15 protein-coding genes and 1 tRNA gene are annotated in these 17,440 nt (G+C 46.7%); 10 read left to right on the plus strand and 6 right to left on the minus strand.

All coding sequences use genetic code 11. The annotated features are described in order from the left end of the window. Positions 1 to 10: 10 nt before the first annotated feature. Together JAO78_RS05805 and JAO78_RS05810 are read right to left on the minus strand one after the other, a co-directional pair. Positions 11 to 1,630 (minus strand): methyl-accepting chemotaxis protein, encoded by a 1,620-nt coding sequence (locus tag JAO78_RS05805; protein WP_226750422.1) that lies wholly within the window; start codon positions 1,628 to 1,630, stop codon positions 11 to 13. 445 nt (positions 1,631 to 2,075) lie between these two features. Next, positions 2,076 to 2,162, minus strand: a tRNA-Leu gene (locus JAO78_RS05810). Positions 2,163 to 2,435: 273 nt separating this feature from the next. Between JAO78_RS05810 and JAO78_RS05815 the strand changes: the two genes are divergently transcribed. From JAO78_RS05815 to JAO78_RS05825, 3 genes are read left to right on the plus strand one after another with little or no spacing between them, the layout of a single operon-like run. Next, positions 2,436 to 2,987 carry a GbsR/MarR family transcriptional regulator gene (locus JAO78_RS05815; protein WP_226750423.1) on the plus strand — a complete coding sequence of 184 codons (552 nt, stop codon included), beginning with the start codon at positions 2,436 to 2,438 and terminating at the stop codon, positions 2,985 to 2,987. A 21-nt stretch (positions 2,988 to 3,008) separates the two neighbouring features. Next, complete coding sequence (locus tag JAO78_RS05820) at positions 3,009 to 4,385, plus strand: cytochrome ubiquinol oxidase subunit I (RefSeq protein ID WP_226750424.1); 1,377 nt, start codon at positions 3,009 to 3,011, stop codon at positions 4,383 to 4,385. After that, positions 4,385 to 5,389 carry a cytochrome d ubiquinol oxidase subunit II gene (locus tag JAO78_RS05825; RefSeq protein WP_226750712.1) on the plus strand — a complete coding sequence of 335 codons (1,005 nt, stop codon included), beginning with the start codon at positions 4,385 to 4,387 and terminating at the stop codon, positions 5,387 to 5,389. Before JAO78_RS05820 ends, JAO78_RS05825 begins: the two co-directional genes overlap by 1 nt. Before the next feature lie 105 nt (positions 5,390 to 5,494). Here the strand turns inward: JAO78_RS05825 and JAO78_RS05830 are convergent, their stop codons facing one another. The 3 genes from JAO78_RS05830 to JAO78_RS05840 form a co-directional block, all read right to left on the minus strand. Then, positions 5,495 to 6,103: a PEP-CTERM sorting domain-containing protein gene (locus tag JAO78_RS05830; RefSeq protein WP_226750425.1), complete on the minus strand. Its 609-nt coding sequence runs from the start codon at positions 6,101 to 6,103 to the stop codon at positions 5,495 to 5,497. A 307-nt stretch (positions 6,104 to 6,410) separates the two neighbouring features. Further along, complete coding sequence (locus JAO78_RS05835) at positions 6,411 to 6,941, minus strand: TIGR00645 family protein (RefSeq protein ID WP_226750426.1); 531 nt, start codon at positions 6,939 to 6,941, stop codon at positions 6,411 to 6,413. 72 nt (positions 6,942 to 7,013) lie between these two features. Next, positions 7,014 to 8,315, minus strand: a complete 1,302-nt coding sequence (locus tag JAO78_RS05840) for a hypothetical protein (RefSeq protein ID WP_226750427.1) — start codon at positions 8,313 to 8,315, stop codon at positions 7,014 to 7,016. A 396-nt stretch (positions 8,316 to 8,711) separates the two neighbouring features. On the opposite strand from JAO78_RS05840, the gene leuA reads away from it, so the two are divergent. The 4 genes from leuA to leuD are packed head-to-tail and all read left to right on the plus strand — an operon-like array spanning position 8,712 to position 13,376. After that, a complete protein-coding gene (gene leuA, locus JAO78_RS05845) occupies positions 8,712 to 10,298 on the plus strand; it encodes a 2-isopropylmalate synthase (RefSeq protein WP_226750428.1) in 1,587 nt (528 codons plus the stop codon). Continuing rightward, the gene (leuB, locus tag JAO78_RS05850) at positions 10,295 to 11,371 is read left to right on the plus strand and encodes a 3-isopropylmalate dehydrogenase (RefSeq protein ID WP_226750429.1); all 1,077 of its coding nucleotides are present in this window, start codon (positions 10,295 to 10,297) and stop codon (positions 11,369 to 11,371) included. Before leuA ends, leuB begins: the two co-directional genes overlap by 4 nt. Next, positions 11,371 to 12,777: a 3-isopropylmalate dehydratase large subunit gene (gene leuC, locus JAO78_RS05855; protein WP_226750430.1), complete on the plus strand. Its 1,407-nt coding sequence runs from the start codon at positions 11,371 to 11,373 to the stop codon at positions 12,775 to 12,777. Before leuB ends, leuC begins: the two co-directional genes overlap by 1 nt. Beyond that, positions 12,774 to 13,376: a 3-isopropylmalate dehydratase small subunit gene (gene leuD / locus JAO78_RS05860; protein ID WP_226750431.1), complete on the plus strand. Its 603-nt coding sequence runs from the start codon at positions 12,774 to 12,776 to the stop codon at positions 13,374 to 13,376. Before leuC ends, leuD begins: the two co-directional genes overlap by 4 nt. 45 nt (positions 13,377 to 13,421) lie before the next feature. Here the strand turns inward: leuD and JAO78_RS05865 are convergent, their stop codons facing one another. After that, entirely contained in the window at positions 13,422 to 14,387 is a 966-nt protein-coding gene (locus tag JAO78_RS05865; protein WP_226750432.1) for an aq_1923 C-terminal domain, read from the minus strand. 196 nt (positions 14,388 to 14,583) lie between these two features. Here JAO78_RS05865 and JAO78_RS05870 point away from each other — a divergent pair, with 196 nt between their 5' ends. The 3 genes from JAO78_RS05870 to JAO78_RS05880 all read left to right on the plus strand — a co-directional run bounded on the left by JAO78_RS05870 (position 14,584) and on the right by JAO78_RS05880 (position 17,392). Beyond that, positions 14,584 to 15,216: a trimeric intracellular cation channel family protein gene (locus tag JAO78_RS05870; protein ID WP_226750713.1), complete on the plus strand. Its 633-nt coding sequence runs from the start codon at positions 14,584 to 14,586 to the stop codon at positions 15,214 to 15,216. Positions 15,217 to 15,344: 128 nt separating this feature from the next. Then, positions 15,345 to 16,715: a class II fumarate hydratase gene (locus JAO78_RS05875; RefSeq protein WP_226750433.1), complete on the plus strand. Its 1,371-nt coding sequence runs from the start codon at positions 15,345 to 15,347 to the stop codon at positions 16,713 to 16,715. Positions 16,716 to 16,942: 227 nt separating this feature from the next. Then, a complete protein-coding gene (locus tag JAO78_RS05880) occupies positions 16,943 to 17,392 on the plus strand; it encodes an IMPACT family protein (RefSeq protein WP_439647503.1) in 450 nt (149 codons plus the stop codon). The last annotated feature ends 48 nt before the right edge of the window (positions 17,393 to 17,440 follow it).

Here is a 17,440-nt window from a genome sequence, read left to right on the forward strand (position 1 = left end):
ATCTAGCGCATTACACTTTAAAGCGGCTAACTAACTCGTTGAGTTGTGTTGCTAAACGAGACAGCTCTGAAGCACTGGCCGTGGTTTGATGCGAGCCAGTTGCCGTTTGATTGGCAAGATCGCTAATGGTAATGATATTTCGATCAATCTCCCGCGCCACTTTCGATTGCTCTTCGGCTGCGCTGGCGATAACGTGGTTTTGATCACTGATACTGGTAATGTTTTCCGCAATACGTGTTAAGGCCGTGGCCGCTTCAATTGCCACGTTTTGTGCATTATCTGCATTGCTGCTTATTAAGCCCATTGCACTTACGGCTTCTTTCACCGAAGATTGCACCTGATTAATCATCAACTCAATTTCCCCAGTCGAGGTTTGAGTGCGATGCGCTAAACTACGCACTTCATCGGCAACCACGGCAAAACCACGGCCGGCATCCCCCGCTCGAGCGGCTTCAATGGCCGCATTCAGTGCCAGTAAGTTCGTTTGCTCTGCTACGCTACGAATCACCTCTAATACCTGGTTAATCGAGGAGACTTTATCAGCTAAGACATTAATCACACTGGTACTTTGCCGGACATCGGCATTCATCTTGTCGATAACCGTACGGGTTTGCAGTACTTTTTTACTGCCATCTTCCGCTAAAGCAGCGGATTGCATAGACGCTTCTGAGGTTTGCATGGCCGTTGCCGCCACTTCATCCACCGCAGAGCTCATTTCGGTTATCGCAGTAGCCGCTTGTTGCACTTCATCATTTTGAAGTTGAATAGCACGAGAGGATTCATCGGTCACCGCGTTTAACTCTTCCGCGGCTGAGGCAAGTTGACTGGCTGAGCTTGAGATATGACCAATCGCTTCGCGAAGATTAGTTTGCATTTTTGCTATGGCCTGCGCCAGTGTGGTTAGCTCATCATTGCCATCTCGACATACATCACGAGTTAAATCACTACCAGCTATAAACTGAGCTGATTCAATGACTTGCGATAATGGTTGATTAATGCTTTTTGATATAACAAGCGCGATAACAATGGCAACGATTACCGCGAAAGCAATGAGAAAGATAACAACCCATTTAGCACTTTCATAGGCATCTATCGAAGCAGTACGCGTATCAGCAACAGCTTGCTGGTTTATACTGGTTAATTTTATTAAATCTTGGGTCATGCTATTCGCTAGCACACTCATCTGTGGCAAAAGGTCTAAAGCAGAGCCTATTTCCTCTTGTTTCAATAAATCAATCACTTGCTGTTGAATGCCTAAATAGCTTTCTTCTGTTTTTTTAAAAGCGGTGAATACTTGTCTTTCTTCATCAAGCGTAATCACACTTTCATAAGCTGATACGTTTTTCTTAACTTCTGCCCGGACATTTTCAACTAATTGTAAGGTTTCGCCTTCACGTCGAATATCCGTTGTCAGCATCAGCCTTAATGTAAATACCCGTAAGCGGGTAACATTTAAATTTAAGTCAGCCAAGTTCATTAACGAGGGTAAGATAGTGGTTTCCACTTGACTTGCACGCTCACGAATATCTGACATCGTGTTCAGGTTATAAAAGCCTAAACCCGCCAACATCAGGACGAGAGCACCAAATGCGCTGAGCAATCGTTTTTGAATACTTAATGACCTGAACATAGGGTGCCTCATTGATCCATTTAGAGATAGTTTATGCCAATAAAAACTACCCCATAAAATAAAGGGTGTGTTTATTCATTTACTCTAGCAGTAAATACGCGGTATAGCAGCTTTTTAATCGGCAATGTTGTTATAAATCCAATACTAACAACCACTGCCCCGTCTAATGGCAATGTTATCGAGTTAGCCAATTTGACCAGCCTGCCGCTGACCACATCGCTATTAAGCCTTGAAATGTTGAGTCACATTTTGTCGTACGAAACGAACCGTATGAACGAGGATTGAAGTGATAAAAGCAAAACTTGCATGAACTTCAGCTTTTATAAAGCCGCGTGATGTGACAGCGAGAGACACAAGCAGAACAATAAAAAGCAATACATAAGGACATTACAGAAAATGAAAAACAAAAATTAATGTGACAAAAAGGGGGGGAAGCGCATAAAAATGGTGCCCGGGGCCGGACTTGAACCGGCACGAGGTTTCCCTCGAGGGATTTTAAATCCCTTGTGTCTACCGATTTCACCACCCGGGCAACGAGTACTGATTAGTTCCAGCAGAACGGCGCGAATATTATGCAAGCTCAGCCACTTTTGCAAGTGATTTCTGAAATTATCTGCTAATTAGCGCGCAACTGATGCTTTATCGAACAAAATCAACTGTGTCAGCCCTTCCCGACAACGATTTCACGCCAGTTTCAGCCTCTTTACAGGGCTTATTATAAATTTTCCAGAAACACATTGATCAGGATCAAAATCTGAGCGTACAATAGTTTCAGAAATTTCTGAAAGTTTAATAAGGACAAAATATGCAAATGACACCAATGATTGAGTCTTTTGTTTGTCACTTTGGTGAGATGGGCAGTCGCTGGGGGTTTAACCGCACCGTAGGGCAAATTTATGCCTTGCTGGTGGTCAGTGAAGAGCCAATCTGCGCCAATGAGATTGCCGAGTTGTTAGGTATTTCCCGTGGCAACGTCAGTATGGGTTTAAAAGAACTGGGTAGCTGGCAACTGGTGCAGGTGCAACATAAAGCGGGTGATCGTAAAGAATACTATTTTTGCCGTGGCAGTATTTGGGATATGGCCAATAAAGTATTTGAAGAGCGCCGAAAGCGTGAGATGGATCCCACGTTGTCATTACTGCGCGACATGATGATGGATGAAGCGGCCAACAAAGAAGAACGCTTCGCGCAACAACGCATTACCGAAATCCATGATTTATTGGAAAACATTACCGAATGGACGCAAAGCTTGCAGTCCTTGTCGCCAGAAAAGTTAAACACCTTAATGAAGCTCGGTTCTGGGGTTGGCAAGGTGTTGGAATTTACCGAAAAGTTTCGCTCGAAAAAAGACGCTTAATAGGCTATTGCTGAGGTGGTTATGTTAGACACGTTAATTCTGTCGCGTATTCAATTTGCGGCCAATATAAGTTTTCATATCCTGTTCCCAACCATTACCATTGCCTTAGGTTGGTTGTTATTTTACTTCAAATTACGCTTCGATTTTTCGCAACATCCCGTTTGGATGCGCGCTTATCGCTTTTGGGTCAAGGTGTTTGCGTTAACCTTTGCGCTGGGTGTCGTTAGCGGTATTACCATGTCATTCCAGTTTGGCACCAACTGGCCTGGTTTTATGGAAACCATTGGCAATATTGCCGGGCCCTTACTGGCGTATGAAATCTTAACAGCGTTTTTCCTTGAAGCCACCATGCTCGGCATCATGTTATTTGGCTTTCATAAAGTGCCGCGCTGGGCGCATACCCTCGCCACCTTTTTAGTCGCCTTAGGCACCACTTTCTCGGCATTTTGGATCTTAGTGCTGAATTCATGGATGCAAACGCCAGCAGGTTTTGAAATGCGCGATGGCGTAGTGCATGCCACCGACTGGTTCGCGATTATTTTTAACCCGTCTTTTCCCTATCGCTTTATGCATATGTTGCTGGCCTCGGCCCTCACCGTTTGTTTCCTGGTGGCCGGTATTTCTGCCTATCGCTTATTGCGTGGCGATAATAAAAAAGCCCCGAAACTGACGCTTAAAACCGCTTTATTTACTGCGGCAATTTTAGCGCCCACTCAGGCATTGGTCGGTGATTTCCATGGCTTAAACACCTTAGAACATCAACCGCAAAAGATCGCGGCAATGGAAGGTATTTGGCATACCGAAAAAGGCGCACCTCTGGTGTTATTTGCCATCCCCGATGCCGAAACCCAGCAAAATCGCTTTGCAATTGAGATCCCGAAATTAGCCAGCTTAATTTTAACGCACGATCCAAATGGCGAACTGAAAGGCTTAAATGAGTTTGTCGGCGAGCACCCGCCGGTAGCACCAGTGTTTTATAGCTTCCGCGTTATGGTGGGAATCGGCATGTTAATGCTGTTAGTGGCTTGGTGGAGCAGTATTAAACTAGTGAGGCATAAAACGCTGACACCGCTGCATTTAAAACTCCTTATCGGTATGACGTTCTCGGGCTGGATCGCCACCCTAGCCGGCTGGTATGTCACCGAAATTGGTCGGCAGCCCTACTTAGTATATGGCTTATTAAAAACACGTGACGCGGTAACTACCGTACCGAGTGAGCATGTCGCGCTAACCCTAGGCTTATATTTAGTGCTGTACGCCGTGTTGCTGGTGCTCTATATCAAAACGTTATTCTGGTTAGCCAAGCGTGCGGTAGAAGTAGAAGAGTATGACCTAACGATGCCCGGTTTACCTGAAAACGCGCCAGCCACTGACAAAGCCACAGGAGCTTCAGCATGATGAATTGGTTAACGGCCGAACATTTGGCCCTGGTTTTTGGTGGCCTGACGGCCCTGTCGATTTTACTCTATGCCATTTTAGATGGTTATGATTTAGGTGTCGGCATTACCCTACCGATGGGCAACGAAGCCTGGCGCGATACAGCCATTGCCTCGATTGGCCCGTTTTGGGATGCCAATGAAACTTGGCTCGTATTGGCGGTAGGTTTGTTACTGGTTGCCTTTCCCGCCGCGCACAGCGCGATTTTACATGCGTTATATTTGCCCACGGCCATGTTACTCATCGGCTTAATTTTACGTGGTGTTGCCTTTGACTTTCGGGCTAAGGTAAAAACTCAGCGTAAAGTGTACTGGGATTACACCTTTAAAGCCGGATCGCTGTTAGCAACCTTCAGTCAGGGCTTTATGCTGGGCATTTATGTGATGGGTTTACAGTATCATACGGGCAGTATTATTTTCGCTTGCTTCAGCGGTCTGTGTGTTACCGCCGCCTATGCGATGATTGGTAATGCCTGGCTAATTGGCAAAACCAGCGGTGAGCTGCAACTGCATGCCATTAAACACTGTAAAATAGCGGGTGTGTTAACGCTAAGCGGGATCTTGGCTGTGAGTTTAATTAACCCGATGGTGAATGCCAACGTGTTACAAGTATGGACGGAACCACCATTAGCCTATTTCTTTGCTGCGATCCCGTTGTTGTGCTTTGCCATGTTTGTTATTGGTTATTTGGCCTTAAAACGTTTGCCACTGCCAAAAGATGCCGGTGCTTGGTTGCCTTTTGCCATTTGTAACGTGATCTTTATCAGTAGCTTTATCGGCTTAGCTCTAAGTTTCTATCCGTTTGTGGTGCCAAACCAAATGACGCTTTATCAAGCGGCAAGCTCGCGGGAATCACTACTGATTATTTTCTTTGGCGCAGTGGTGGTGATTCCGGTGATTGCGGCCTATACCGCGGTGGCATATTATGCGTTTAGAGGTAAAGCTGACGGCTTGAAGTATTATTAATAGCAACGATATTGAAACTTAGTGCAGCAGGTAAACTGACAATACAAACAAAAAAACCAAAAGTCGCATCACCGCGCTTTTGGTTTTTTAATGAATAAAGAATGATTAAGCTTTACGACGACGTGATGCACCCAAACCTAATAAACCCAGACCGATTAAAGCAAGAGTAGTGGGTTCTGGTACTGCAGTAGTGTCAGCGCCTCTTGGGACCTCATTGCTTAAAAATATACCATCGCCATTATTCAAAGAGCTAAACTGAACGAGTGGAGAGCCGCTATACACGTCAAAATTTAAAGCACCACCGCCTGACTTAAACACTTGAAAATTAAATATCTCTCCCGCAGCTAAGGTAAAATCCAAACCATCAAGATAACCACCCGTAACATACGAAGTGAAGTCACCAGCAGCATTTATTGAATCATATGTACCTGACTCAAATGAGTGAAAACGAAATGGGCTGCCTTTGGTTAATTCAATATTACCGTTTATTTCTTGAACACTACTAAAAGTCCAACGGATAAACCAGTTAGTATTATTATTCCAAATGTAAAAACTATTAGCCGTTGAAAGATTAGCATTCCTTGCAAGAGCAGTACCTGCTGAATTCCAAGCCGAAGAATCGGCACTGATTAAACCAGCATGAGCTGACGAGACCGGTAAAAAAGCCGCTGAAAGGGTAAATGCTAGCGAAAGTGCTAATACCTTAAGTTTCATCTGTACTCCAAATATCATTTGATGGGTCATTATTCACGATTAAGAATTCGAGGTTGTTTAGAGATGACAAGAAACAACACAAAAAACATTGCAAAATAAATGCCAAAATATTAAACCATTGATTTTTATGTGTTTATAAAAAGAGGTCTTACCAGGCTGTAAAAAAAGCTGTCACTTTAGCAACCCGTTAGGCAAAGTAACTATTCATAAACCGTTCCTAATAAATAGGTCTACTCGTAGCTACTTAGCCTGAGTTATACAAAAATCTTGTTAACTCAACGCAGTTATGTCGAGTACTGGCTAAATATTATAGTTTACTATTGTCAATACTCACGGCTTTTGCATCAGGCTTGTCGCGCAAAATTTTATCTAAGTAGCCCATCGCAAAAGCGGATAACACAAAGGTAATGTGGATCAATAAGTACCATTTGAGCTTATCATTATCGATTGATTCGGTATTCATAAACACTTTTAACAAATGTATGGACGAAATTGCAACAATCGACGCAGCTACCTTGTTTTTCAGTGAGTTAGAGTCTAACTTACCCAACCAACCTAACTTGTCATCATGGCCGTGTAAATCGAGCCGCGATACAAAGTTTTCATAACCTGAAAACATCACCATCACCAGCAAACCACCGACCAAAGCAATATCAATTAAGCTTAGGGTGATCAGGATCAGTTCTACTTCTTTCATGCTAAAAATCATTGGGATAACATGAAATATTTCCTGAAAAAATTTAATGGCTAATGCCATTAAACATAAACTCAAGCCCAGATATATCGGCGCCATGATCCAGCGCGTGCCATACATCAGTCTTTCAAAGTAACGTTCCATGCAATTTCCTGTTTATCGGTTTAAGTAAGCTGTCGCGTATGTAAACACGCGCGAGGGGCAACGGCGAGCATTTTATTCCCAAGCAATAGAAGACGGCAACTTCGGCGTTGACAACAAACTGATAAAACGCTGCCAACGCTCATCTTCAGAGCCGCCTTGCTCGATATAGTTCTTCACTAAATCTTTGCCCCAATTGTAATTGATCACATAAGCGCCATAGGTATCAACAAACCGGATGCCTTGCTTGGCCTCTGCTTCACTTTGCAATAAGTAACGCTGGCGTAAGCTTTGTGCCGTTGCCGCATCAATTTCACCATTGAGGTATAACCGCGCAATTTCATTACCGGCATAGCTTAGTTGAGCCATTAACTTTAAAAATTGCGCATACTCTGCAGCCAACGCAGCATCTAAGCCCGCTAACGGATAGAGCACATCGCGCTCGAACTGCATCTTTTGCTCACCAGGGAACGCCATACTAATACCATAGTTTGCCGTACCTTCCGCGATTAACGACTGCGGGCTAAACAAGGGGTAAACGCTAAATTCGACCCACTGTAACTCGTTTTTTAATTTCTGCTCTAACAACGCATTGTAGGTGTGATGTCCTGGATACCCTTCATGACACCCCAAGTCGACCGCACGCGAGATATCAATGGGTCGCTCGATATTAATTTGGATCAGACTATAAGCCGCACCTTGATACCAGTTATAGCCACTCCAGGGTTTGTCTTCGACAAACTCCAACGTAAAACGCTCCTGCTGGGGTAAATCTATGCGACTGAGCGTGCGAGCCTGACACTCAGCTATCGCCCGCTCAAAGACCTGCTGTTGTTTATCTTGTGGGATCACAAAGCCCGCGCGGTATGCAACCACTCGTTCGGTTAAATCCCCCTCGCCCGGCACTAGCGCTTCTAGCTCGGCTAAAATAGTATCAAAACTGGCCAATTCACGTTGCGGGGGCAAGGTGTCATACAGTTGTTGCGCCTGTTGCTCAAAACTGGCCCGCTTGCCCGTCGCCAACGTTTGCGCATGGCTGATTAATGCGGTTAATTGCGTGATTAAATAGTGTTGGCGTAAGCGCAACATAGTATCAGTGGCACTTAACGCCCTAATTTCAGCCTGTAAAGCACTGCCCGCAGTAGCAATATCTGCCGCTGATTGCCCAGCCGTTTTAGCCTGTTCTGCCCATTCGGCAGGGCCATAATAGGCATCGACATAACTTTTATCATGCTCACCCAGTGCCAAAACTAAACTGACATAACGCTGAGCCAAAGGCGACCACGCATCTGTTGTCACAACGGGTTCTGGCGCTTTTTGACACGCGCCCAGTAATGTGGCCATGGTTAGGGCCGAGAAAATCAGTTTCACTTGCACAAGACGTTCCTTAAAAATCAGCAAGCCTTAATCTAACGTTGTCGCGGCTTAGGTGCAACGTGGTTAAGTAAAGAGCCCATCGAAAATTGGGCAACACACTGAAAATTGCGCAATCTACAACCAAAGTTTTTATCCATTTAGCCATCTATACTGTTGCACTGCAAAAATAACCATGTTATTAATATGGCGTTCTGTAAATAAGGCAGCAATACAGTAAATGAATTCTTCAGTTGTGACCTACATCATTAGCCTACTCCTCGTGCTCCTCTGCGCTGCACGGGGTCGTGCTTATTGGTGAGCGTTCACTACCGATAAACGAAAACCCCGTGCCTTGGCCGGGGTTTTTTTATGACTTCCGGCATGTTGTACGCCTAAGGCCATTAAAAGGAAAGCGTGATGAGTGCTGATAACAAAATTTGGATTTTCGATACCACCTTGCGTGATGGTGAGCAGGCGTTACGCGCCAGCTTAAGCCAAAAGCAAAAAATTCAACTGGCGCATGCTATTGCCCGCTTAAATGTTGATGTGATGGAAGTGGGCTTTCCGGTATCTAGCCCAGGTGACTTTGCTTCAGTGCAGCGTATTGCCCGTGAAGTGAAAGGGCCGGTTATTTGTGGTCTTTCTCGCGCAGTCAGTGCTGATATTGAAGCCTGTGGCGAAGCGTTAAAAGATGCCGAGCGCCGCCGCATTCATACCTTTATTGCCACCTCGCCCTTACACTTACAGTACAAATTGCGTAAAACCTTAGCCCAAGCCACTGAACAAGCTGTCGCCGCCATTAAGTTAGCCAGCCGCTACACCGACGATATTGAATTTTCTTGTGAAGATGCCGGACGTACACCGATTGACGATTTATGCTGGATAGTTGAACGCGCCATCGCTGCCGGCGCAACCACCATTAATATTCCCGATACCGTCGGTTACACCATCCCGAACGAGTTTGCTGCCATTATTCATAGCTTAAAAAGCAAAGTGCCGAATATTGATAAAGCGCGCTTAAGCGTGCATTGCCATAACGATTTAGGCTTAGCGGTGGCGAACAGTATCAGTGCCATTCAAGCCGGGGCACGCCAAATCGAATGTACGGTCAATGGCATCGGGGAACGTGCTGGTAATTGCTCACTAGAAGAAGTGGCGATGATCATCAATACCCGTAAAGATGTGTTAGCGCCTTTGTACACCGATATTAAAACCACCGAGATTTATCGTAGCTCTCATTTGGTTAGCCAAATTTGTAATATGCCGATCCAACCGAATAAAGCCATTGTCGGTGAAAATGCCTTTGCCCATAGCTCGGGTATTCATCAGGACGGCGTGTTAAAAGCACAGAACACCTACGAAATTATGTCGCCAGAGCACGTCGGTATTCGACAAAACGAATTAAACCTAACCTCGCGCTCGGGTCGCCATGTCATTCAACATCGATTAGCCGAGCTGGGTTACACCAAAGAGGATTATCAATTAGAAGAGGTTTATCAAAGCTTCTTGGCCTTAGCCGATCAAAAGGGTCGGGTATTTGATTACGATTTAGAAGCCTTGGTGTTTTTCCAAAACTTACAAGAGCAAGACGAATATTACAAACTTGAGTTTTTAAGCTCCTCAACGCATACCGGCCACGTCGCCAGCGCCACCGTGGGTTTAAGTTGTGATGGTAAGATAGTCACCGAAGCGGCAACAGGCAATGGCCCAGTTGAAGCCGCTTTTTTAGCCGTGCAGCGCATTAGCCAATTACAGATCAAGATGGTCGATTTTAATTTGTCGGCCAAAGGCAGTGGCGAAGATGCTTTAGGTCAGGTCGATATTACTGCGGAATACCAAGGACAACGCTTTCATGGTGCGGGTTTAGCCACCGATATCGTTCGTGCCTCGGTGCTGGCCTATGTGCATGTGCTGAATATGATCCAGCGTGCGCAAACCATCCACGCCCATAAACAAGCAAAAAATACCGAATCTCAGAGTAATCAAACAGCAGGTGAAGCATGAGCAAGCATTATAAAGTCGCCGTATTGGCCGGTGATGGCATTGGCCCAGAAGTGATGGCCGAAGCCATTAAAGTGTTAAACGTAGTGGCAGAAAAATTTCAGTTTAGCTTAAGCCTAACAGAAGCCTTAGTCGGTGGTGCTGCGATTGATGCAACCGGTGAGCCCTTACCTGCGGCAACCTTAGCACTGTGTAAAAACAGTGATGCTATCTTATTTGGCTCGGTCGGTGGCCCTAAGTGGACCGGTTTAGCGCCAGACAGTCAGCCAGAGCGAGGTTCATTATTACCCTTACGCAAAACCTTCGATTTATTTTGTAATATGCGCCCTGGGCAAATTTATCCGGCCTTTGCGGAATTATCGCCGCTACACCCCCGCGTAAGCTCGCTGGGCATGGATGTGTTATGTATTCGTGAGCTAACCGGCGGTATTTATTTCGGCGAGAAAGGCCGCACCGCTGTTGACGCCTTTGATATTCAGCGTTACAGCGTGCCAGAAATCGAGCGTATTGCCCGCGTCGCCTTTGAAGCCGCCGGCAAGCGCAGCAAAAAAGTGACCTCTATTGATAAAGCCAACGTGCTGCAAACCAGTATTTTATGGCGTGAAACCGTGGAGCGCGTAGCAAAAGAGTTTCCGGACATCACTTTAGAGCATATGTATATCGATAACGCCGCCATGCAGCTTATCCGTAGCCCACAACAATTTGACGTGATGCTGTGCGACAACTTGTTTGGCGATATTTTATCGGACGAAATTGCGGCCATTGCCGGTTCATTGGGTCTATTACCCTCTGCCAGCTTAAACGGCAGTGGTTTCGGTTTATATGAGCCCGCGGGCGGCAGCGCCCCAGATATTGCCGGCAAAGGTATTGCTAACCCTATCGCACAAATTCTCAGTGTCGCCTTAATGCTGCGTTACAGCTTTGCGGAAGAAGCCGCGGCGCAAGCTATTGAGAAAGCAGTGCAGTCTTGCTTAGAGCAACACATTGTTACCCGCGATATTAACCCGAAATCGACTTATGGAACGGCCGCCGTTGGCGCTGCCATTGTTGCCACTTTACGCCAGGAGAACAACTGATGGGCCAAACGCTATATCAGAAGATTTATCAAAGCCATGTTGTGGGTAAAATTAATGCCAGCACCGATTTATTGTATGTCGATCGGCATTTAATCCACGAAGTGACCTCACCTCAAGCTTTCTCCGGTTTAAAATTGGCTGGGCGTCATGTTCGACGTACCGATCTGACTTTTGCTACCATGGATCACAACGTATCCACGCAAAAGCGCAGTTTAGATGCCGCCGGTGAAACCTCGCGCAAACAACTTGAAGCGCTAGCCGAAAACTGTGCCGAAAACCAGATCCCGATTTTGGATTTAACCCATCCTGATCAAGGCATTGTGCATGTCATTGGCCCTGAGCAAGGCTTAACGCAGCCGGGTATGATCATTGTGTGTGGCGACTCGCACACTTCAACGCATGGCGCTTTTGGTGCCTTAGCCTTTGGCATCGGTACTTCAGAAGTGGAACATGTGTTAGCCACACAAACACTGCCACAACAACAAGCTAAAACCCTGAAAGTCGAGATCAATGGTCAATTATCTGCGCATGTCACTGCAAAAGACGTCGCCTTAGCGGTCATTGGTAAGCTCGGCACTGCCGGGGGTAATGGTTATGTTGCCGAATTTACTGGCGATACCATTAGCGCTATGAGCATGGAAAGCCGTATGACACTGTGCAATATGAGCATTGAGATGGGCGCAAAAGCCGGCTTGATCGCACCAGATGACGTTACTTTTGCTTATTTAAAAGATAAAGCCAATGCGCCTCAAGGTGAACATTGGCCTGCCGCTGTCAGTTATTGGCAAAGCCTGCATTCAGATAGCGATGCCGTGTTTGATCACACCGTGCAAATTAATGCTGCCGATATCACACCGCAAGTGACTTGGGGCACCAACCCTGAGCAAGTCATTTCCGTAGATACGCCTGTGCCTGCCCCAGAAAGCTTTGCGGACGAAACGAAACGTGATGCCGCAGCACGAGCGCTGCAGTATATGGGGTTAAGTGCCGGTCAAAAATTAACGGATTGCCAAGTGGATGTGGTGTTTATTGGTAGCTGTACCAACAGCCGCATTGAGGATTTACGTGCCGCTGCCAGTGTGATTAAGGGCAAAACCGTTGCAGCGGGCGTGCGCGCTTTAGTCGTACCTGGCTCAGGTATTGTGAAACGCCAAGCCGAAGCTGAAGGCTTAGCCGATATCTTTAAAGCTGCTGGTTTTGAATGGCGTGAACCCGGTTGCTCTATGTGCTTAGGCATGAATGACGATCGCGTAGAAGCCGGTCAACGTTGTGCTTCTACGAGCAACCGTAATTTTGAAGGCCGCCAAGGTCGTGGCGCACGCACCCATTTAGTTAGCCCTGCCATGGCAGCGGCCGCGGCGATTGCCGGTAAATTTGTTAATATCACACAAGGAGACTGGGCATGAGTCAGATTTTTAAAGCCGGGTTAGTCTGCCCATTAGATAAAAACAATGTGGATACGGATCAGATCATCCCAAAACAGTTTTTAACCTCAGTCAGCCGTGATGGTTTTGCCGAAGCGCTATTTTATGATTGGCGCTATGTGGCAGACGGCGTCCCGAATACCGACTTTGTGCTGAACTTCCCACAATACCAAGGCGCGTCTATTTTGTTAACCCGAGCAAACTTTGGCTGTGGTTCAAGCCGCGAACATGCGCCTTGGGCACTGCAACAGTATGGTTTTCAAGTGATTATCGCCGAGAGCTTTGCCGATATTTTCTTTAATAACAGCGTGAATAACGGCATGTTATTAATTCAGTTAAGCAAAACCAATATTGAACTGCTGTTTAAACGCTGCGCCCAAGGGCCGCAACAATGGCAGATCGATTTAGCTAGCCAAGAAATTATGTTTGGTAATAACGCCGCAATGGGATTTAGTATTGATCCTGATATTAAACAACGCTTATTAAGTGGCTTAGACTTTATCGGCTCCAGCGAACAACTCGCTGCAGAAATTTCTGCCTTTGAAGCGCAGCGCAAAGCCCGTTTACCCTGGTTAGGCTAAAACGGTATTGGTCACAAGCAGCTCACCATAACGCTGCTTGTGACACTATTCTGGATTGACCTGTAATAGCATATTGCCAAACTCTAACATCTGCTCAGCGCTTTGCACCTGCTCTGGCCACTCACCTTGCTGTAACTGCACAAAACTTAACGGTTGTTCTAATTTAAATTGAAAGGTTAACGTGCGCGGATCGGCCAAAAAAACTAATAGCGGCTGGCTAATGGCACTCGGTAAGCTGGGATGCTGCGTTAAAAACTGCTCTAACTGCCCTTTTAACGCTTCCACTTGCGCCGTTTGCTCAGTTTGACGAAGCGCCTGATACAAGGCTTGTAAAAAACCCGCATTAACGATACTTAACTGCCCCTCTGCCACTAAACCTTCGGTTAAGGCTTGTGTCAGCTGCTGACTATAAGCATCCGACTGACTAAATACTTGCTGCGTTTCAGCGTCCATCGCAGTCCACTGTTTGGCAAACTGCCAAAAACGCTGCATCTTTTGCATCTGCAATTGAAAATTTACCGAGAGGCCCTCACCGATATACAATTGCTGCGTTAAACGCAAATTGCCGCTTTTCCCCGAGTAATGATATTGATAATCCGTATTGATTAATAAGCCTTTGGCGAGTTTAGCCAACTCGGGCGGCAAAAACACCTGCATCCCGTCAGAGAGTTTTAATCCCACAATCGATACCTGACCATTATCGGCTAAGGTACCCGGCTCAAAGCCACGTACTTTTAGCTGCGCAACTTCCGCCAAAACACCGACGGCCGCCACATCAACTTGAACACCTTCAATCCGGTAATCATCTTGCCAATAATTGGCTTTAATTCGCTGATAGCTCAAACTTAGCCTAGGCATCAAGCCAGCAGACGCCATTTCAGCATAAGATTGGTTAATATAGTCAATTTGCTGGCCAATGATCTTAGCCGCTTTGTAATTGACATACTGATAGATAGCCACGCAAACCACTGCGGCTAAGCCAATGCCCAATAACAGTTTACTCTTTCGCATACTCAAACCAACCCCAAAAAAATCTTGCCTACCATAGGCGATGTGCCGCGAAAAGTCATGCGCTTTGTCGACACAGGTTCGACCTTTATGTATTTGTTAGATTAACACGCTGCGATCTGCTGCAAAGGATGTTGCCACAGCACCATCAATGTTAAAATACGTGCCGCAGGCCATACCAGACAGGACGGATAACGCAGTGACAGACTATTTCCATTGGTTCGATTTATTAGGCATCGCTGTATTTGCTGTATCGGGTACTTTGGCAGCATGGCGTAATCACATGGATGGCTTCGGCGTGATTGTATTAGCCACCGTTACCGCCATTGGCGGCGGAACACTGCGCGATCTCATTTTAGACGTGCCCGTGATCTGGATGAACAACAACAGCTACTTTTTTGCCATCTTTGCCGCAGCTGGCGCCACCATCTTACTGGTACGTAATCGTCTGACCATTCCCAATAATACGTTACAAATTGCCGATGCCATTGGGCTGGCTTTTTTTGTGATTATGGGTACGCAAAAAGCGTTGGATCACGGCACCTCGACCATGGTGGCCATTATGCTCGGCACCATGAGCGGCGTGTGTGGTGGCATGATCCGGGATGTACTATGCCGGGAGATCCCGATGGTGTTTCGCGGCGAGCTGTATGCTTTTACCTGTATTTTTGGTGGTGCGGTGTATACCAGCCTATTGGCGCTGCATATCGCCCCTATTTATGCCATGCTCGCCGGCATGGCAAGCCTGCTATTACTGCGCTTAGCCGCCATTAAATGGCAACTGACCATTCCGGTATTTAGCCGCAACTCTCAGGAATTGAACGAGCCTTAACCTGATTATTACAGCGCTTCCCAAACGCCTGAGGTATCACGCTTGTGCTAAACCCTACTCAGGCCAACCTGGCATCTTCAGCACACTACAGCTAGGCTAAAAGGCATCCTTGATAAACAGGAGTGACTATGTCTACCCGCACCGAACGCGATTCCATGGGCGAGTTACAAGTGCCAAGCAGCGCGCTTTACCAAGCGCAAACACAACGCGCCGTGCAAAACTTTCAAATCAGTCCAAAAACGCTGCCGCTCAGATTTATTCAAGCGTTGCTGCAAATTAAACAAGCCGCAGCCCACAGCAATGCCCAATTGGGATTGTTAAACACCGCTCAGGCCAATGCCATTGTCAAGGCGGCTGGAAAGCTACTCAGTAACACTGATTTAAGCCAGTTCCCCGTCAGTGTCTATCAAACCGGCTCGGGCACCAGTAGCAATATGAACGTGAATGAAGTGCTGGCGACCTTGGCGAGCCAATTAGCTGGTGAGCACATTCATCCCAATGATCAGGTCAATTTAGGCCAAAGCAGTAACGACACTATCCCCACGGCGATACAATTGAGTAGCTTATTGGCGTTAGAGCAGCAGCTATTTCCAGCAATACAGACCTTAAAACAGGCAATTAACACAAAATCTGCAGAGATAGGTCATATTGTTAAAACCGGTCGCACCCATTTAATGGATGCCATGCCGGTGACCTTTGCGCAAGTGCTCGGCGGCTGGCACAGTCAGCTAAGTCATGCGCAAACCCAGTTACAGCAGCAAGTGCCGCTGCTAAGCCAATTAGCGCAAGGCGGCACCGCCGTGGGTTCAGGTATTAATGCGCATAAAGATTTCGCAGTATTGTTTGCACAACAACTCAGCCAACAAACCGGCTTACACTTAACGCCCAGCGCTAATTTCTTTTTTAATTTAAGCTCGCAAGATGGTGCGCTCGCCTTATCAGGCAGTTTAAAAACGTTGGCCGCAGCGCTGTTAAAAATTGCCAATGATTTACGTTGGATGAATTCTGGCCCGTTAGCGGGCTTAAGCGAAATTAGTTTAGCGGCGTTGCAACCGGGTTCGTCGATTATGCCGGGTAAAGTCAACCCGGTGATCCCCGAAGCGGTGGCGATGGCTTCTGTGCAAGTGTTTGCCTGTGATACCGCCATTAGCATGGCGGCGCAATCGGGTAATTTTGAGTTAAACGTGATGCTGCCACTGGTGGCCGATAATCTCTTAGAAGCCATCAGTTTACTCAGTGGCAGTTGCCAAGCATTGGCCACACAAGCCATAGCGGATTTTACGGTTAATGAGCAGCATATTGCGCAAACGGTGGCGAAAAACCCGATCTTGGTGACCGCACTCAACAGTAAAATTGGCTATGACCAAGCCGCTGCGATTGCCAAACAGGCTTATCAGCAGCAACGCCCCATTATTGATGTGGCGGCGGAACTGACTGAGTTAAGCAGGGATGAGCTGAAGGAGCTATTAGATCCAAAGCAATTAACGGGAGAATCGTAGCAACAAGATCCGATATAATCTTTTCACCTGAGCACAAGAAGTTAGCTTAAGCAAACATGACCACCTACACTACCCTGGCCGCGCCGGTTGAGCATCGGCTCACTGAAAAGAACAGTGATTTTCTGACCTTTTTGCAGCCGGTCACTGATCGTGAGCAGGCCTAGCAGTGGCTGCAGCATTATCGTGAACGCTACAAAGATGCTAATCACGTATGCTGGGCATATATTATAGGCAATACTCGCCAGCCTTTAACCCAAGCCTTTAGCGATGATGGTGAGCCCAGCGGCACCGCCGGTAAACCGATGTTGCATGTACTAACTGAGCGCGAATTGGGGAATACGCTTGCTGTGGTCGTGCGTTATTTTGGTGGGGTGAAACTGGGTGCGGGTGGCCTGGTGCGCGCTTACTCAGCTGCAGTGTCGCAAGCCACAGCGTTGGCAAGCTTCACCACGATAAGCCCACAGCGCGAACTGACACTTAGCCTAGCCTTTGCCGATGAAGCAAGGCTGCGACAACTGTTGCAACAATGCGCCGGCGAAGTGCTCACACAGCACTACTCGCACCAAGTTGAGCTTAGTGTGCGCCTACCTGAGCCGGCTGTAAGCGATTTTATCGAGCAAATGAATAATGTGACTGCAGGTCAGGCACAGATCCTGTCGCCACTTGGCACGAATTGAAACTGGTATTTAGCCCTATTCCGTGGATAATAAGCCGCAATAACTTGC

Source organism: Alishewanella maricola (assembly GCF_016343785.1).
Classification (GTDB): domain Bacteria; phylum Pseudomonadota; class Gammaproteobacteria; order Enterobacterales; family Alteromonadaceae; genus Alishewanella; species Alishewanella maricola.

Coding starts and splice junctions, on each gene's coding strand:
- JAO78_RS05805 (WP_226750422.1), bottom strand. CDS start 1,630: ATGTTCAGGTCATTAAGTATTCAAAAACGATTGCTCAGCGCATTTGGT.
- JAO78_RS05815 (WP_226750423.1), top strand. CDS start 2,436: ATGCAAATGACACCAATGATTGAGTCTTTTGTTTGTCACTTTGGTGAG.
- JAO78_RS05820 (WP_226750424.1), top strand. CDS start 3,009: ATGTTAGACACGTTAATTCTGTCGCGTATTCAATTTGCGGCCAATATA.
- JAO78_RS05825 (WP_226750712.1), top strand. CDS start 4,385: ATGAATTGGTTAACGGCCGAACATTTGGCCCTGGTTTTTGGTGGCCTG.
- JAO78_RS05830 (WP_226750425.1), bottom strand. CDS start 6,103: ATGAAACTTAAGGTATTAGCACTTTCGCTAGCATTTACCCTTTCAGCG.
- JAO78_RS05835 (WP_226750426.1), bottom strand. CDS start 6,941: ATGGAACGTTACTTTGAAAGACTGATGTATGGCACGCGCTGGATCATG.
- leuA (WP_226750428.1), top strand. CDS start 8,712: ATGAGTGCTGATAACAAAATTTGGATTTTCGATACCACCTTGCGTGAT.
- leuB (WP_226750429.1), top strand. CDS start 10,295: ATGAGCAAGCATTATAAAGTCGCCGTATTGGCCGGTGATGGCATTGGC.
- leuC (WP_226750430.1), top strand. CDS start 11,371: ATGGGCCAAACGCTATATCAGAAGATTTATCAAAGCCATGTTGTGGGT.
- leuD (WP_226750431.1), top strand. CDS start 12,774: ATGAGTCAGATTTTTAAAGCCGGGTTAGTCTGCCCATTAGATAAAAAC.
- JAO78_RS05865 (WP_226750432.1), bottom strand. CDS start 14,387: ATGCGAAAGAGTAAACTGTTATTGGGCATTGGCTTAGCCGCAGTGGTT.
- JAO78_RS05875 (WP_226750433.1), top strand. CDS start 15,345: ATGTCTACCCGCACCGAACGCGATTCCATGGGCGAGTTACAAGTGCCA.